Raw genomic sequence first — 17,865 nt, forward strand, 5'->3', positions numbered from 1 at the left:
GGGTAAATCTTACTTTGCATGTACTTTATAAAAACCTGCATGAAGTGAATTTGATATCGTAGCTCTAGGATGGGGGCTGTAGGGTATCTATTCTGAGTCGTTTTTGTCCACTTTCGAGTTAGCGAGGTTAAGCTTGATTGGTCGGACTATAGGTCAGCACAAGCACTTGTTGCTTGTGCATTCAGAAAAGTGCATTTTTGTTAGGTTATATATATAAACTGAACAAATGCACTTTTTACATTAACTGAAGCTCTTTCACCAACACACTCACTCTTTGCCTAGAGAGTCCCATTTCTCTGGCAATTTGGGATAAGTTGACTCGTCCGTTATCTTCTAACTGCTTACGGTAGAGTACACGCAAAATTTCTCTGCGCTCCACGTCTGCACCATAGCCTTTCATAGGACCCGACTTCAACGGCCGATATATGCGCTGCGTAGCTTCATACCTCGCTAAAATGCTCAGAATAGCAAACCTCAATTGACCGTTATTGAAATGATTTAATTCTTCAGAAGCTTCCCATCGTGAAGATTCACCCTCCGAGTCATCGAGGCTTTCGATAACTATGAATCCCCAACGTAGAAGAGAATTAAAATTGGAGAATTGAGTTAAATTATCGCTCTGTTGTAAGCGATGAAAGCTAGTAGGGTAGTTATTTTTAGCATAGAGAATTATCGATTCGGCATATGACTCCCAGTGTTCATCGGTTTGATAACTGAGAACATCAACTACCGCTGGGATGCTATCGTTCACCATGCTGAACAACTTAGCAGCTAGGCCTCTTTGCTTTCCGTTCTTCTTTCTATATGCATTGGAAAAATCTTTTAACTCTGAATTAGAAGAGTGTCTTTCCGTAAATGATAGAACCTTTCGTACGGCCGAGTTGTACGCTTTTTTGTTGTGAATGGAATGGTGCTCTTTACAATAGTAACTGGATGAAAATGTCCGTTTCCAACAAACAGCACACATAGGCAAACGAGTTTTGTATTGGGACTCAAAAAGATTTAATCGACCTTGCTCTTGAGCGATTTCAAAAGGTATCCATTTTTTAGTTTGGTTAGTTGCACTCCTTGCTTTTAGCAAAACGCTTTCTAACGAAAAAAGTAAGAACTCTAAATCATCATCTACTTCCACCCTCATCGGTAATTCGAATTCGTAAGCATATTGGATGTTATTTATAGCTGTGCTTAGTCCACCACAGTAGCGTATTAACTCTTCAACACTTTGTGGCTTCAGGCCTTCATATTTCCTGCAAAAAGGAATGGTATCTGAAATTAAGCTTGAATAATGGGCTGACAATTGTGGTTGAGAAAATGCTGTTGAAACCAGAATTCCCGAACTCTTGTGACACTTCTTTTTGAGGAGGTTAAACCCTTTGTGAGATGCACTAGCTTTGAGTTTTTCAAGGTTGGACATTAACTCGGTTTCTAGTTCTTTATATCTCATGTCAATAGGGTTATGTGGTTATTTGGTTGTTTTGTGCAGGATACAGAGATTCTAAAGTGAAGTCATGTTCAACACATAAGTCGAAAAACAAAAATGAAAAAACAAAATTACAACCAAACAATGTCAGTCAGCGAGCAGACTATAAGTAACTTACTTACTGACGGACATACCGAACAGACTGACCAAACTTACTTGCTGATGGAAGCATCGTTTTTAGAGAAACTGAAATTGTTGGGGTATAGCCCCAAAAAAGGAAAGCCATTTTCAGATTACTACAAAGCAATGAAAGAGGGTGAAAACTCAGGGGACCCAATTGAAAACATGACCCAATTGAATGAAGCGGTCGGCGGTAAGTTCAATAAATCTAGAGCGGCTTATGAAGCGTACTGGGAGTTCCATTCTCCAAACCTGCCGTCAGAGCCAGTTCCGCAAGATTTTTCTCAAAAACTAATGGGTTCGATTCAAATTGATATTAAAAGTATTTGGCGGCAGATACAGGAAGAAATTAACAATGCCCTAGCTGAAAAATCTGCTCAAGACGAAGATGAAAAATCAATGCTATCACTTAAGTTGATAGAGAGTGGTGAACTCATCGATGAGTTGAGGGGCCAGTTAGTAGTATTGGAAGGGAAGGCGATTGAGTCTCAAGCAAAGATGGAAGAACTTTTTGAGGCTAAAGCTCAGCTCATGCAACTAGAGCAATGTCAGATAGAAATTGAAAGCTTACAAGACAGAGATGCTGAAAATCAGAGAGTGATAACTGAGCTTAATGTCATGAATCGACAGCTAGAAATTCAAGCTCATCAACTCATGGAGCAAAACCAAAGGTTACAACAAGAATATGAGTTCTCAATGGCAGAGAGGTACCGTCTCGAAGGCCGCTTAGAACAGCATTTATCTGAACAGATATAGAGCAATCAACATAGATATACAGGCACTCAGTGCCTGCTTCAAAAAACTAGAATAAGAATAAAAATAATGAAACTAGTAGCTAAAAATCATAATTTTGCTCATTTAGTTGAGCAAGAAAGACAAACGAAAAGTATCGTTGTTAAGGCATCAGGCAAAATCAATTTCCAGTCAGAAACAGCAACAATCGTAACCCCTTTAGATAAAAAAAATCTCCAGAAAGTTTGTGAGTATTATCGATATGCAAACTATCGTGTAACCATTGCTATTGACAGCCAAAATTTTCGCAAAGACGCAGTCAGGATATTACAAGAGAATTACTTAGGGCTAGGTTGTTCTGTGTTTGATTTGTCAATTTCTGAGTCCCTCCCGCATCCTAAAAATGCAAAGCTTGAGTACTTATGTAAAGCATTTGAGTTAACGCGCTCTGGAAACCTTGCTCAGCTAGCAGCGAAGATAGCGATCATAAAAATTCCGTTTGTTTTTTCTTGTGCTAAACAGTGTGCAGCAGCATATATTCAGGATGATAGTTTGAAAGCACCTTTCATTCGATGTCTTGAGCGCAAGATAGAAAGGGTGAAGGAGGCTGTAGAGCGTGACTTTAAAATCAATTCATCTGATAACTATCAGCGAGTAGACAGCTTGAGAGGTTTAGAACTCTCTCAACTCCCGTCAACCACGGCAATTATCGCTGCGACGGGAGTGGGTAAAACAAGCTATGTATATACTCCTATTGCTCGTAGCGCTTCGGCAGATAAAAATGTGACTTATATTTCGCATTTGATTTCGTTAGTGGAGCAATTTTGTTTGGAAGTAAGCTGTGCGTCCTATCAAGAGCAAGATCTAATGAAGTTAGGACAAGCCAACAGCATGGGGAGTGTAATTAATAGTATTTGGAAACCCCATCTCTTCGAGAAGATATGCTCATCACATACTTTACTTATCGATGAGTTTGAGAAGGTCTACAAGACTCTCGTATGTAGCGAGAACAGTCGAACGATGCAAGCAGATAGAGTGTTTGATGCACTAGTTCATATTTTAAAAACTGTACCAAGGGTAATAGTAGCTGACGCTGATCTTACAGATAACTCATTATCCTTTCTCAAGCAAATTCGTGGGGAACTGTCAGTAATTGAGTGCGCAGAAAACCCTTATAAAACCCTTAACGCAACGATCTTGAACAAAAAGGAACTTTTAAATTCTAAGCAGATTCGAACTGTATTAGAGCGGGATAAAGTGTTTCTGTTTGACAATCTTCAAACACTGAAACAAGTCGTTGGTCAGCTAGGCTATCAAAATCATCTGGGTTTAGATTGCGAAACGAAAGCTTTAAATGACGGTGTACTTGTGCTGCATAGTGATAATCGAGATATGCCAGCTCAGAAAGCTTTTCTAAAAGATCCAAATCGAGAAGTGACAAAGTACAAAGCTGTCATTGCATCTCCATGTTTAGGTGCTGGTTTTTCGATTATTGAAAACTATACCAACACAGTGAATGTCATCTGTGAATCCACCTTGATACCAAGAGAGTTAGTTAATTTCTCGAGGCGATTTCGATGTGCAAAGGAATATAACTTTTGGTGTGGCGATTTGAAAAGCTCTCGTAATAACCAATCTAACGACTGTCTTGAAAAACACCGCCACTCACATCTCGGGCTACGTTATACAGAAAGGTTGAAATTCGAAAGGCAAAAGCGAGAGCTTAATGAGCATCTAGCTCTATCAATGCGATTTACACTAGAAAAGCTTGGCTTTGCAGTCTCTTGTGAAAATTCTATGCAGCACAATACTGCCGTTTCCCAACATAAAAGGCAGTTTGATATTGAATTCAAAGCCCAACAGCAAATTGCAGTCGTGAAAGCGGTTGATATAACATCGACGGAATTTGCCACCAAACAACGTTGTAATGCACTATCGTCAATAGCTTTAGCAGAGGTCAGAAAGTTTGAGATCAAAATGATCTACAACTTAGACAAAATCAATGTAGAGCATGTAAAGTTTGATGATAACTTCGATAGAGAGCTATTTGCTCACCTCCCGTTTGTGTTGGACAAATCGAGTCTTCTAAAGCTCGGTATTTATTCAAGGCAGAAAGAATACATAGCGAATATGATTTATCTCGTAGTGTTTGATGGCTATAACTTCGAAGAAGAAAAGTCGAATCACTTCTTATTTAAATCTTCTGTAGCCGACGTATTGAGAAAGATGGATGGTGATGGCCTTGGCCTCTATTTCCCACCGCACTTGAAATTCCCCAGCTTAGATAAAGCGGAGCAGACTTACAAAGCAACAAGTTATTTAAAAGCAGTGCTGGCTAAGCTTGGGTTTGTGCTTGGAAGATACGGAGGAAAGGAGCAAAAAACCAGAGTATCGGTGTCACCTCTAGCAAAAGAGTACAAAATATGGTTGCGTCGAGCCTCACTGAAGCCTGTTGCTGGCTATGAATCAAGTGATTAATGTATTAGCTATACTCGGTTTTTCTAGCACAAGTAAAGCGATGAAAGATAGGACAGAAACAATACTGTCTGAGCAAGTTCAGTTCGGTCATTTGGAAATAAAGGGCGGCACCTACCAAGTTGCTTAGTATGCTTTTAGCCATATTCCACTGAGTTGTTGCTCAGTGGAATCCTTTTACTTTTTTAAGCATAGCAGCACGTTATGCTTATCGATAGACTATCGGATTCATATGTTGATTACGGTATACTGATTAGAAAAGATAAACTGAGCGAACGCACAAAATGGTCACCAGAATCAACAAAGCTAAGCTATATAAAATTGATATTATAACTAGGATTATTCTGTCTGCGTTTAAAGAGTCAGTGATACTATGCGACCAACATAAAGCTCGCTTAAAAGAGTTTCAAGCTACTCAACTGTATCTAACTGAAGCTATTATTGAGCAGGTGGCGTAATTATGGCAATTGTCTTTAATCAACCTCAAACCATTGCACAGTTGTTGGAGCAAAAACTCACGATTCCTGAGTACCAACGCCCATACAAATGGCAGCCAAAGCATGTTAACCAACTGATTGATGATATTTTTAACCATCGTACTAAGCTTTGTTATCGGCTTGGTACGGTGGTACTGCATCAAGACAAAGATTCAGAAAGTGGGGGGGAAGGTGGCCTCAACATCGTTGATGGTCAGCAGCGCCTTCTTACCTTAACGCTACTTTGCACTATTCTGGATGGCAAAGAGAAAACCATCTCATCAACTCTGCTTGAGCACCAATTTGAATCCTCAGTCAGTATCGAAAGCCTCAAGAACAATGCGCAAATTATCTCTGAACGGGTAGCGAATCTGCCTGCCACAGAAAAGCAGGAACTACTCAATTTTGTTCTTAATAAGTGTGAGCTTATTCAAGTAACGCTGGATGACCTGAGTGAAGCATTTCAGTTCTTCGATTCACAAAATGCCCGTGGTAAAGCACTTGCCCCTCACGATCTACTAAAGGCTTACCACCTACGTGAAATGATGGACTCAACAGAGCAAAACGAGCGTCTTCACCACGTAAGCTTGTGGGAGCAGGGCGTCAACCCTGATGATGAGTCGGCGAACTTGCACACCATAATGGGGGATTTTCTGTTTCGTATGCGTCGCTGGATTGACGGTGACTACGGCATCCAGTTTAGTCGCCATAACATTGATGTATTCAAAGGCATTAACCTAGACAGTACTCAGTACGCCTATGTTGATGCAATGCTTGCGCTTGATTACGCGATTGAAACCTTCAATGCCGATCCTGCGAGAAAATGGGACAAGCAAACTAAGGGTTATCCATTCCGAGTTGACCAAGTGATGATCAACGGAAAACGGTTCTTTGAGTACATTCAGCACTATATGGCGATTCACTCTAAGTTGTTTGTTGGCAAGGATGCAAGGCTAGCTTCATTTGTAAAGGAGCACACAAAATACAGTGGCAGTAACCGCAAAGGGGATAGCTATGTGCGAAACCTGTTCTTGTGTGCGGTGATGTACTACTACGATAAGTTTGGTGATGTGGAATTAGATAAAGCAGCACAGATCTGTTATCGCTGGGCGTATTTCTTACGTCTTGATTTGCAGCGTATTGGTATGGAGTCGGTAGATAATCACGCCAAAGCTCGAAGTGGACTCTTCAGGGCTATTAGCAAAGCCGTTCACCCTCAGCAGGTACTGAACTATCAGCCCCCTTATATCCAAAAACCTAAGTTCAATAACGCTGAGGACGTGCAGGCATCAATTGAAGCAATGAAATCGGGAAGTGTAAATGAGTGATTCGAACCAAGTAGAACAGTTATCAGTTAAAGACCTTTTCGATAGTAAAACTCAATATGTAATTCCTATCTACCAGCGTAACTACGCTTGGGGTGCGACAGAGATTGAGCAGCTAATTCAAGATATCAGTGATGCCGCAGGGCTTATTACTCAATCTGATGAAACAGCTACTGCCCAACAAGCTAAATATTATCTGGGTAGCCTCGTCGTTTATCAGCGTACAAATCACACGCACCAAACTGATGTAGTGTACGAAACCATTGATGGACAGCAAAGACATACCACGCTCTCTATATTATTAGCGTATCTGAAACACCGTAAGGTGCTGGGTGCCGACAAACTCGAAGGGCTAAATATTAATTTAACCTTTGATAGCCGCCCAAAGTCTTCCAGAGCGTTAAATGATATCTATACAGGTAACAATAATGGCGAGTCTGAAGAGCCTAACATCCATGCTGCCTTTAACATTATTCAGCGTTACTTCAAAACCAAAGGGTTAGACGCAGACGATAAAACTAAGCGTTTTTTCGACTACTTGTTAGAAAGCGTCACTATACTAAGAGTTGTTGTTCCACCGCAAACCGATCTCAACCACTACTTTGAGATCATGAATAACCGTGGCGAGCAGTTAGAAAAACATGAAGTATTGAAAGCGAAGTTTATGGCTACACTCGGTGATGAGGAAAGAAGCTGCTTTTCTACAATTTGGGATGCTTGCTCGAATATGAAGCGCTATACGCAGATGGGCTTTCAATCTGACTTGCGAAAAGAAGTATTCGGTGACGACTGGCAAACCATGCCACATAGCTTTGAAGCTATACAAGATAAGCACACAAGCAAGCTGCAAAAGCAAGATGCAATGACGCTACGAGAAATTATCGCCAACAAGACATCCAGCTCAAACAGTGATGATGAAGATCGAGAGAAAGAAGAGCGTTTTGGCACTGTTATCGACTTCTCAAACTTCTTGCTTCATGTTTTAAAACTTATGAAGACAGAAGAAAACGTTTCGTTAGATGACAAGAAGCTGATCGATTCATTTATTTCTAAAGACGATGGTTTGAGGGTTGGTGCCAAAGACTTTGTGTATCAACTGCTTAAGTACCGAATTCTATTTGATAGCTACATAATTAAGCCTGATCAACACGATGAAAAACGTAAGTGGAGTTTGTTGAGGCTCAATGCTTATAAAAACGGTAATAGTCTAAGTCCTGAGTATCCAAATGCCTTTAGTGACCATAACGAAAAGATTCGCATGATATTGGCTATGTTCCATGTATCGAATCCAGCATTAGTCTATAAGCGTTGGTTAAATGATGCGTTAAGGATATTAAATAACCTAGCTACTGACAATGAAAGGTTGGAAGTCGATGGTAGTACGTACTTGATAGATCTTGAAGCTCTGAGTGATAGCTACTTTGATGAAATTTGTGGTGGTTCGAAACTTGAGTTTAGGGAGGATAATGTTGGCGTCTTGCATCAAGGGACGGGCGTCCAAAACTTCGTGTTTAATCGACTAGACTACCTACTGTGGAAGCGTCTATCTGACGATGAGTCGTTTGATGGTATAGGTAAAAAAGAACTTGGGAAGCACTTTGATGATTTCCAATTTTCATTCCGAACCTCTGTTGAACATTACTTCCCGCAAACCGATCCATCTGGCGCACGTAAGATGGACGATGTGGATCGATTTGGCAATCTCTGTCTTATTTCGCCAAGCAGTAACTCAAGACTTAGCAATTACTCTCCTCAAGATAAGAAGAAGTTCTATCAAGAGAACAATCGCGCCGAGAGCTTAAAGCAAGCGATAATGATGAGCTACGATGAGTGGGGGTCAGAAGGGGCAGGGCATGACAATATCCTTAACCATGAAGCTGAAATGATTAAAGTTCTGTGTAATCAGTAGCAATAAGTGAGGCTCTCTGAGCCTCACTTTTCTAACTACCGAATGTCTGTTGAACGATAGGGTTCTTTTCATGCTGAGTTGTTGCCAGTTCATCCAAAGGTGTAATCGAGAGGTTAAACTTATTTTGAAAAGAATACTCGAAGACAGTCAGTATTAGATGATAAAACAAGTTGCTTATCATACTGGATGCAGTGTAAATCCCCCGTTCACACTCATAAATAGCTCTTACAATCGCTTTGTCACGGGTTGAACGTATACGCTTTGCATATTCAAACCAATACTCCATTTGTGATTGCTGAGCAGCTTCATGAGCACGAGAAAACGAGAACAGCAGGTAACGATACTGCTGATGCTCGTATTCCTCTAGTTGTTTCTTGAGTTTATCAGCGTGTTCAATCGCCTGTTTCCGAATCGTCTCAAAATGAATGATGGCTTGATCCACTTCAATTTTGCACTTGTTGTAATTGGTGCTTTCAAGGCATGAAGCGTTCAGTACGCCATTTTGAATCAGTTTACCTAATGTATACTTATTGCCACTTCGTAGCGAGGATGCTGCAAAGCGATATTGATGAAATCGATAAGCAATACCTTTAAATCGAGAGTTTGCTTTGTCTGGTATTAGCTCTATTTCAATTCCTTGTTTGAGCAATGCCATTTCAAACAGAGTCAACGAGCAAGAGGGCTGCAAAGTACGAATTGCAGTATCAACTTTTCTTCTCATCATACGAATCACCGTTTTCTCTTTTTCGCCTTGTACATCAGTGTCGTAACTTGAGTGGAGTTCCCCTGAGCTTTGTAATGCTTGTAACCCTAGCGTAACTTCTTGCTCCCTCATGATTTCTTGGGCTTTGAGGTGCGATTGCCAGTTAGAAATAATTTTTCCAGTAAGTAAATCAGTCGTAGACGCTACAATATGGACGTGTTCATTGTCGGTATCGGAGTGCTTAAAAACGATATAACGAGCATGCTCATATCCTAAATGGTCCATCAGCTTCTTAATCGTGTTTCGCCATTGGGTTAGGGGTAACTGTTCCCCCTCCGCGAGGGAGACAACAAAATGGCGGAAGGGTTGTTTCGTATTAGGGTTAGCTAGGTGAGCGCTTTGTAGTTCAGCAATCGCACGGCCCCAATCAATGTCTCGGGCATCTTGGTTTCTTGCATTCAGGGGAACCGAAGCGATTTCGTTGGCGCAGATAAACTGCGATGTTCCCCCGAGTTCGTCACCCTTGGAGTGACTTGAAGAATACTCGACCAACAGCATGACGTCGTCATTTTGCTTGGCGCCATATTGAACTAACTGCGTAGCATCTTGCACCGTTTGTTTATCATTCTTACATTTCAATTCCTCAAATATCATCACTGGTGTTCTCTTGTTCAAGTTTGCGACGGTAAAGCTCACGTAAGGCACGGCTATCCAGAAATTGCATTGCTAACAGCTCGGCAGTTTGAGAATTATGTGCATCGATAGCGAGGTTTCGGATGAGTTGTAAATTCTGCTTTAGTTCATATAGAGCATCACCCAGTTGGCGGGCAGTTTCATGGTCGTAAAGGGGGTTATCTTGTTCAATGAGTGATTCCATTACATTCGCGATACATTTCGTTTGCTTGAAGTAATCGGTAATTTCTGAACTTTGTTGAGGTTTGATTGTGAGTTTTTGAGTTATGACATCTCTCAGGAACCGACTAGCGGATTTATAGTTATAGCTATGCATGACTTCAAGAAACTGTTGGTATTCGCTTTCTGTTAGATTGGTTTTTACTGCTCTGCAATACAGCTCTTTGTCAGTTTTTCGTTGTTTCTTGAAATTGGCTTTAACGGTACGAATGAGGGCTTTTACCTGCAAAAGTTCATCTTGATTGGAAGACGTTTGAGGATGTTGGTGGATGAATAGGGTATGAGCAAATGTCGTGATAAATGCTTGCTGCTCCTTGATACTGACACCTGATTCAATTGGGGAAGGTAAAACCCCTGGGAGTAGGGTCGTTAATTCATCAACGGAATAGTCATGATATTCCATCCATGATGTTAGATGTTGTTTTTGTGTTCTGGAGGTGCAGCGAATAACAGCCGCTGCGACTGTATTTATATTAATGTCCATTTTTTAATTCTCTATTTATTATTTTAATTATTTAGAGTGTATTGTTTTTAGCGATAACGCCGAAGGCTGTTATCGCAACCCTACTAAGTAGGGCAAGTTTTCGTACGTTTATTTGGAACAAATAAGAACGAGCGATATCAGCTTGTTACTGTTTTTGTTCTATCTGTTTTTATTATAACAATATAATTTATAATATTAAATGTGCTTATTTAAATAAGTAGAATATATTTTGTGTGATGGCTGGTGTAATACGGAGTTCAACTGGGGAATATGATAAGGAGCTTGTCGCATGCGACAGGGAAAGTGCGGGTTACGACATCGAAAATGCCGTTTGCGACAAGGAATTTGCGCCGCACTCTCACTACGTCTCAGCCGCTTTCATCCGCTTTTACTCTGTCTCACTGAAAGTCAGTAGGTAGTTGTCGGGACAGGTGTTATATGATTTAAGTTAAGAAGTAATAAAAAAGGAAGTGTATTCTTGATGGCTGAGTTAAATAAAAATAAGGGATGTACTTATCATTTATTTATTTTAATTACTTGGTTTGGTTATATTGTGTGATATTTAATATATGGTGCGTGTATATTTTTTACGTTGTTAAATATATAAGGTTTGTATATTTTACTTCATGAAATTAATGCGAAAAATTGATTGCTTTTTACTTCTAAATACGAATATTATATTTGCAACGGCTCCTGTAGTCATAAAAACAAGAATAAACGGAGGCGTCCAATGACGCTTATACACCCAATTAACCAATTAAAAATAGAAAAAAAAGTCGATGTGTTAAAACGCGTTGGCTTATCCCAAGCCACGCTTCACAGACGTATAAACGATGGCACATTTCCGCCTGCCGTGCAACTGGGTCCCAAGGCTGTGGGATTCATGTCGCATGAAGTCGATGCGTTTCTTATTGCATGTGCTTTGGGAGAAGATAAAAAGCGAGTTGTATCTGAGCTTCTTGCGCAGCGACAAGCGCTTAAACAAGCGAATCCCTTATTGCAGTACATGAACTTTCACTAATCTATCTTTTAGTTCTGTGCATACGTTGCACAGAGCTTGCTCAACTTCAGTGGTAATTGCAAGATTCTCAACGACTTTTGCGCTCAAACTGAGGAGGATAAAAAACTCTTGACATTAAAGCACAGGCTAAGTTAGCTTGATAAGGCTTCCAAATCGCTCTGCTCTTTGAAAGCTCTGAATAATAATATAACAGCAAAAATAATAACGATAAAAACAAGATAAGTGGCTGAAAGCCATCAATAAAAGTTATTACGTTGTCACTCATTATTACTTCGGAGGAAACATGAAAGAGTTTAACGTCTTAAAGAAAAATCGAAAGTATTTTGCTGCATCGCTTAATGGCTACAAGTGCAGAATCTTAATCGATGAGCTGTCCCAGAATCTCTCAATCGGTACGCAACTGCTGGATGTCGAAGACATCTCCATTCGTTCAAAGTATGGAACCGACCTCATATTCAAACTTAAATCCTCGATTGAGGAGCAAAATGAGTCTGGTTTTATTACTTTAAACAGCACTTACAATACTTATCTCGTTGATAAATGCCGCGCTCTGGGTGGACAATGGGATAAGTCCAGTGAGTGTTGGGTTTTTAGCGGCCTTATCGAAGAAAAGGTTGATGAACTGGCTTATATTTTCAATTCCTCTCTCGTACCCGTCGAAGTGACGATTCATGATGACTATGATGTGTACGAAGAAAAGGGGACACTGTGTTGCCTTGGTTACCCAGTCGCACGCGCATTTGACCGTGATTCAGGAGCAAGAGTTGAAGAAGGGGTGGGTGTCGTAGCGGGCGGCTTCACAAGCGGTGGTAGTAAGAAAAATTGGGTGACTCAAGCCAAATCTGGGACAGTGTTTCGCTTTGAGGTGGCAGAGCAAGTGCTCATCCATTTTTCTGAGAAAGAGCCTCATTACCACTTTAAAGCTATCTGAAAATAAGTGATATAAAGTGGTTGCCACCACGTCTTGATGAAACTGAGGCCGTACTTAACAACGCTATTGTTCATAATAGCGTTGTTTTTTTCCAAGTTCTTCATGGGATGCCGCAACTGCGTTTGTCTTGTATGACATATTCATGCCAAGTTATCAGAGTTTCATATGTGAGGTCTGATGGTTTTAAGTTGACCCAATTTTAGTAATGATTCCTTGTTTATATTAGTTCAGTTACGATTTGTCTATCCTTTTTTCTTGTATGTGCAGGTATTCGTAGTCCCTTTTCGGTAAGTAGAACATCCCCAGAAATTGCCATACTTACCTTCCCAAAGCTTCATCTCACCACCGCAGTTTTTACATATTGGACGTTCATCGTTACAACTCTTATCTATACAGACTTGGAACCCGCTCTTAATACCTCGGCTCATCGGGCTGCCACATTTGCTGCATGGTGTTTCCTTGTTCTTACAGCGTGGATAGAGAGAACAAGACAGAAATTTACCATACTGACCTAACTTGGGGCGTAAAGTGCCTTCACCGCATTGATGGCAAGAAATTTTATCGGATTCTTTTTGAATAAGAGAAACATCAAATTCGTTGGTTTCTATAGGGTACTTAGCTTTAATCAGCTCGGTAACAAAATCACTAGCATCCGTCATATCAACAAGCAAATAAGCTCTGTGTTTTGCACGAGTAAGAGCAACATAGAACAAGCGGCGTTCTTCAGCATGTTCGAATCTATCTCCCTGTGGCAATAATGCATCCACCAACGGTGGAGTTTGTTTCTCTGAGGGAAATCCATGCTTACCAGTGGTAAGCCCCAGTACAATTACATACTCAGCCTCTTTCCCCTTGGAGGCATGGAAAGATTGATTCTCTATGTTCAAAGTCGGGAACTGATGCTTCAAAGTCCTTAGCTGGTGTAAATCAGGAAGTTGGTGCCAGTAGCGGGCAAGCAAGTATACCTTGTTCTTGCTCGGTTTCTGAGACGTGAGCACTTGATTAGATATCGAAATGAGCGCCTTTTCTAATGCCGACTTTCCTTGTTCATTTCTTCCTTGACGAACGATACTCACCGCAGGTTTATCAACTTCAACAAGTGATACTATGTCTTTCTTTAACTGAACGGGGTTTTGTGTGACAAACCGAGTCGCGACATCACCAATTGAGCTATTGAATCGGAAGGTCATATCCAAAGTAGTTTCAGATGTAGAGCCAAAGTAGTTGGAAAACGCTGTGGTAAGACGCACATCGGCACCGCTAAAGCGATATATCGCTTGCCAGTCATCACCAACGCAAAACAGTGATGAGCGTTGCACACTATCCCTAAGAGCCTTAACAAGCCTGGCTCTCGGTTCTGAAATATCTTGAAATTCGTCGACTAACAGATATTTCCAAGGAGACTGGAATTGACCTGTTTGTACATACTTTAACGCTTTTCCAATCATATCGTTAAAGTCGATAACTTGATGGTCTCGCAGGTACTTCTCATAGCTGTGATACAGCGGCATTAATAACTCAAGCGCTTTTGCTGTTTGCTTCGAATCAATCGATTCTTGGATGATTTTGTTTACGCCAGCGTCATCAAGGCATGCTGCTTTATACATATCAACTAGCGCACCGAGTAGCTTAGCTAGCTCAGTTACCCGACCCATCTGCTCCAAGCTGTCTAACAAAGCACTCTCGGAAACTGGTTGAGTTTCCACACCATGCTTATCTAACTCCTTTTCTAGTGCTATGAGTAGGGTGCCTTGCTTGTGTTGGTGGTAAAAAAACTCGATGTAACCTGTCCCATATTTCTTATGGGTTTCACGCTTCCATTTGATACCTGCATGATAACTCTCTCTGTCTATGTACGGTGCGGTATTACCGTTTTCATCAATGCCGTAGTATTCGATATAAATATCATAGTCTGGGAGATAGAAATCTGGCTCATACTGGCGATATTCCGCTGTTGCAACGTCGAAGCGATATTTAGCCTCATACTCGTAGTTGACACCTTTACGAAACAACCAGTTGGCAATAACTAGCTCGCCATAGCTTTTAACTTGCTCGCCTCGCATAGAACGAATGTCGTTATCATTGAGATATTTGAGATATGAGCCGCGGGACTCAAAATCCCAAGGGTTTTTATCTACGTAGTAGTAGGAGCTAAAGTAATCGAGTAATGCCTTTTTGTAACTGCTGTCAGACATCAAGGCCTCGACTTCATCGTGCATCCATTTGGCTTTCATCTTGGCGCTGTCTTCGAGCTTAGACAGACTCGGTGCCTTACCTTCAACGGATGAGATAATCCGTACGCCAATACTATGAAAGGTACTAGCTTTCACGTCCTCAAAACCTAACTTGTCTTTGATTCTCTCATCCATCTCTTGGGCTGCGATGCGGCCATAAGCTAATAACAAGATATCACTAGGATTAGCTTGTCGACTTTTGATGAGATAACCTGTTCTTCCTACCATGACACTGGTTTTGCCTGTACCCGCACCAGCTAATAGGAGGTTGTTGTCATTATCGGTAACGCAAGCGATTCTCTGCTTATCAGTTAGCGGGTTGGATTCCACACGATCAAAGAACGACTTGTATTGAGCGAGCTGCTTTTGCACATACCGACTTCGTATTTTTTGGACATCCGAAGCGCTCCAACTACTGATATTAGTGAGTTGTGATGCTGTGATTTGAGCTAGTTCTGAGAGACCTTGTACTTTGTCCCAACCTTTCCAACGCTTTAATTCATTACTGGCAGTTGTTCTAATTATCTCAACAGAAGAGTCTCTCAGAAATCTTGATGTGCATTGAAGGTATGCATCACTGAGAAAATCTTGCAGGCGCTTCGCACTTTGATTTGCCCAAGATGGGAAAAGTCGTTTTGAATACCTAAACGGTGTAAGATAGCCAAGCATACGATAACGGTAAGTTTGTTCTTGTGAAACTATGACTAAGCACCCGCCATCAATAGCGAGTGACAGGTGTGGTGGATGATCAAGCTCCGCCCAGTTAAAGTGAGCATCTTCTCCTCCTTGAGCAACATGAATCCCATTATCGTCCACTGTTACCTCGATCTCTTTGTTAAAGAGACGGGCAATTGGATTCGTAGTAAGTGTCAATAAAGTCATTGCACGTAAGCCAGTATATTTACTATTTGTCTCGAAAATTTTTTGTAGTTTACCGTAATGCTTGGAGAGTTGTACTTGAGCTTGGTTAAGCTCTGGGCAGGCACTCAGTTTATGTACAGAAAATTAGCGGACATCTAACTGATGATATTGCTCTAGGGACGTTTCTCAATTTTAAAAGTGTTATAAATAGCTAGCGCAAACGTGTCCCAAAGTGTGTTTGAAAATACTAAATATTTTTGTCTTCCGACATTCACGTCCATCTCCTGAGTCTATTGTGTGTCCTGCCTGAATAGAGACCCAACACATTAGCCTGTCGAGCGTTTGACATACTTCATGTTGTTGCTGGTGGAAGGTATGAACAAGAAACACTACGTGGGTCATATCATCCCCACACCAAGAGATTTTCCAAGCCTAACTTTAACGTAGGGTCGATAGACATGGTTAAAGCTCTTATCAATGCCAGTTTTGAGAATCAAAGTAGCATTGTCACTAATGCCCACAGAGCAAGCTTTGTTTCAAGACTGATGTTAAAGCACTACAAAGCGATTGGTAGCGCAAACACGACCATAGTAGACAGAATGGTGACTTTTATACTGATACATTGCCTCACTCAATTGACTCATTGCATCATTTAAGTGGGCTGGTCATGAGAAAACTGATTATCTATCAGTACCTTAAGTGTATGGGGTGGTGGGGGTTAAATTCCATCTCTTTGAAAGCCTATATATCAAGCTCTTGTGTTTTCTAATGTTCTTACCTAGTCAACTAAACCTCTTAATCCTAGCTATGACTGATTACCCCTGTACGCGGGTAAAATTAACTTTAACCCCTTAAGGGGTTAAAGTGCTAATATCCTCTGTAGGGGTTAATTGACATTGGAGGCAGATATGCTCATAACAAGTCCGAAGCAACTGGGAATATACTTGCGTGATGTTCGCAGGAATCAAAGGCGCAACCAAACCAAAGTCGGCGATATTGTTGGTCTAAAACAGACCACGGTATCAAAACTTGAACGTGCTCCTGCCTCGTCGAGTATCGAAAGTCTGATGCGTCTGCTGTCATCACTAGATCTTGAGCTACATATTCAAGACAAAGCTGTAAGCCGTGAACATGCAAAGCTTCGTGACCCTGATGATTGGTAAAATCCTATAAAACAAAGCCAACTGTATAACTAAGTTGTTCTCTCACAATCATCATCGAGTTAGCAAATCGATGGTTACGCGACCAGTTTATTTTTGCCCAAAAATGTGTCGGCATCGCTGGTTACTCAGATTTGAACACGTGATTTCGAAATACTTGAACTAGTGATGGGCAAATGACAAAATCAGCGCCTGAGCGGCGCGTTCTTAGTCCACGCTAATAAGCCAATGAATTTGTTTATAATTCATAAAAGTGTGATATATTTAACGTAGTTGACTAGAGCATATTGGTCTGAAAGCGCTACCGATGGTCGCATCTGTGCCACTTACGAAATCACTGACTACGTAAAAGCAGAAGCTTGTCTGACAGCAAGCTACCCATTGACTAGCAAGACCCAAAGAGAAGGCACTTCAACATCAACTACAACCAAGAAGGTATCGAGCATGAAGAAATCATCTAAATCTCTGAAAAAACTTGGTGCAGTTGCTGGCTTATCTTCAGCGTTACTAGGGGGTTCTGAACTACAGGTTCAGACCAATGCGTTTTAGTCTTCATCTACCGAGATAAAAATCCCGTTTGCATTCCATAATTCAATGATTTTCCTAGTTTTCTGAGTGTTCCAGAAGCACTTGCCAAATAAGATGAATCTCGCACCTTCTAGATCACGTCTTTCAGTTATCTTAAAAGTGTTTGAAGAGCTTATCTCTATGTCTTTTGATCGGAATTCCCACATCATCACAGTCGGTAGGGTTTAACCATTCAAGGTCACTAGCTCATTTCTGTCCATCAGCGTGCTGGCGAGACCTAGTTAGCAAAGGTTTGCCCCTTTTCGTGCTGGCAACTAGGAAGGGATCCTTCTCGGTTGCTTTCCAGCTCTAAGAAACACTTAGTAATTGCGTCCTCGGTAGCTGTAACGAGCCTATGCCCCTTTATGAGTTTGCGCAATAAATCGCAGTTAAATTTAGCTAGAATCTCACCTTACATTTGCTTATGTCGGATCACGGAGCAGTAGTCCTCACTTTCTTCCAAACATAAGCAGAA

The 17,865-nt window shown here is 41.0% G+C and carries 12 protein-coding genes; 8 read left to right on the forward strand and 4 right to left on the reverse strand.

The features are described 5' to 3' along the window. Positions 1-235: 235 nt before the first annotated feature. The gene (locus R8269_RS18825) at positions 236-1,414 is read right to left on the reverse strand and encodes a helix-turn-helix domain-containing protein (protein WP_318222618.1); all 1,179 of its coding nucleotides are present in this window, start codon (positions 1,412-1,414) and stop codon (positions 236-238) included. Between the two features lie 123 nt (positions 1,415-1,537). Between R8269_RS18825 and R8269_RS18830 the strand changes: the two genes are divergently transcribed. The 4 genes from R8269_RS18830 (at position 1,538) to R8269_RS18845 (ending at position 8,517) form a co-directional block, all read left to right on the forward strand. Then, complete coding sequence (locus R8269_RS18830) at positions 1,538-2,356, forward strand: hypothetical protein (RefSeq protein WP_025574269.1); 819 nt, start codon at positions 1,538-1,540, stop codon at positions 2,354-2,356. A gap of 66 nt (positions 2,357-2,422) precedes the next feature. Then, on the forward strand, positions 2,423-4,810 hold the full coding sequence (locus tag R8269_RS18835) for a hypothetical protein (RefSeq protein ID WP_318222619.1): 2,388 nt from the start codon (positions 2,423-2,425) through the stop codon (positions 4,808-4,810). Between the two features lie 457 nt (positions 4,811-5,267). Next, a complete protein-coding gene (locus tag R8269_RS18840; RefSeq protein ID WP_025574271.1) occupies positions 5,268-6,611 on the forward strand; it encodes a DUF262 domain-containing protein in 1,344 nt (447 codons plus the stop codon). Continuing rightward, on the forward strand, positions 6,604-8,517 hold the full coding sequence (locus tag R8269_RS18845) for a DUF262 domain-containing protein (protein ID WP_025574272.1): 1,914 nt from the start codon (positions 6,604-6,606) through the stop codon (positions 8,515-8,517). Before R8269_RS18840 ends, R8269_RS18845 begins: the two co-directional genes overlap by 8 nt. Positions 8,518-8,548: 31 nt before the next feature. Here the strand turns inward: R8269_RS18845 and R8269_RS18850 are convergent, their stop codons facing one another. Together R8269_RS18850 and R8269_RS18855 are read right to left on the reverse strand one after the other, a co-directional pair. Continuing rightward, positions 8,549-9,874: a relaxase/mobilization nuclease domain-containing protein gene (locus R8269_RS18850; RefSeq protein ID WP_025574273.1), complete on the reverse strand. Its 1,326-nt coding sequence runs from the start codon at positions 9,872-9,874 to the stop codon at positions 8,549-8,551. Next, positions 9,864-10,616, reverse strand: coding sequence for a chromosome segregation ATPase (locus R8269_RS18855; protein ID WP_318222620.1), 753 nt, complete (start codon positions 10,614-10,616; stop codon positions 9,864-9,866). Before R8269_RS18855 ends, R8269_RS18850 begins: the two co-directional genes overlap by 11 nt. Positions 10,617-11,346: 730 nt before the next feature. On the opposite strand from R8269_RS18855, the gene R8269_RS18860 reads away from it, so the two are divergent. Both R8269_RS18860 and R8269_RS18865 read left to right on the forward strand, forming a co-directional pair. After that, on the forward strand, positions 11,347-11,637 hold the full coding sequence (locus tag R8269_RS18860) for a helix-turn-helix transcriptional regulator (protein ID WP_065771937.1): 291 nt from the start codon (positions 11,347-11,349) through the stop codon (positions 11,635-11,637). Between the two features lie 283 nt (positions 11,638-11,920). Continuing rightward, positions 11,921-12,568: a hypothetical protein gene (locus R8269_RS18865; RefSeq protein WP_025574277.1), complete on the forward strand. Its 648-nt coding sequence runs from the start codon at positions 11,921-11,923 to the stop codon at positions 12,566-12,568. A 242-nt stretch (positions 12,569-12,810) separates the two neighbouring features. Here R8269_RS18865 and R8269_RS18870 read toward each other — a convergent pair whose 3' ends face one another. Next, positions 12,811-15,684, reverse strand: a complete 2,874-nt coding sequence (locus R8269_RS18870) for a UvrD-helicase domain-containing protein (RefSeq protein WP_258519503.1) — start codon at positions 15,682-15,684, stop codon at positions 12,811-12,813. 887 nt (positions 15,685-16,571) lie between these two features. Here R8269_RS18870 and R8269_RS18875 point away from each other — a divergent pair. Both R8269_RS18875 and R8269_RS18880 read left to right on the forward strand, forming a co-directional pair. Next, positions 16,572-16,826: a helix-turn-helix domain-containing protein gene (locus R8269_RS18875; RefSeq protein ID WP_025574279.1), complete on the forward strand. Its 255-nt coding sequence runs from the start codon at positions 16,572-16,574 to the stop codon at positions 16,824-16,826. A gap of 270 nt (positions 16,827-17,096) precedes the next feature. After that, on the forward strand, positions 17,097-17,372 hold the full coding sequence (locus tag R8269_RS18880; protein ID WP_140132958.1) for a hypothetical protein: 276 nt from the start codon (positions 17,097-17,099) through the stop codon (positions 17,370-17,372). Positions 17,373-17,865: the final 493 nt, after the last annotated feature.

This window comes from Vibrio sp. Vb0667 (assembly GCF_033391095.1).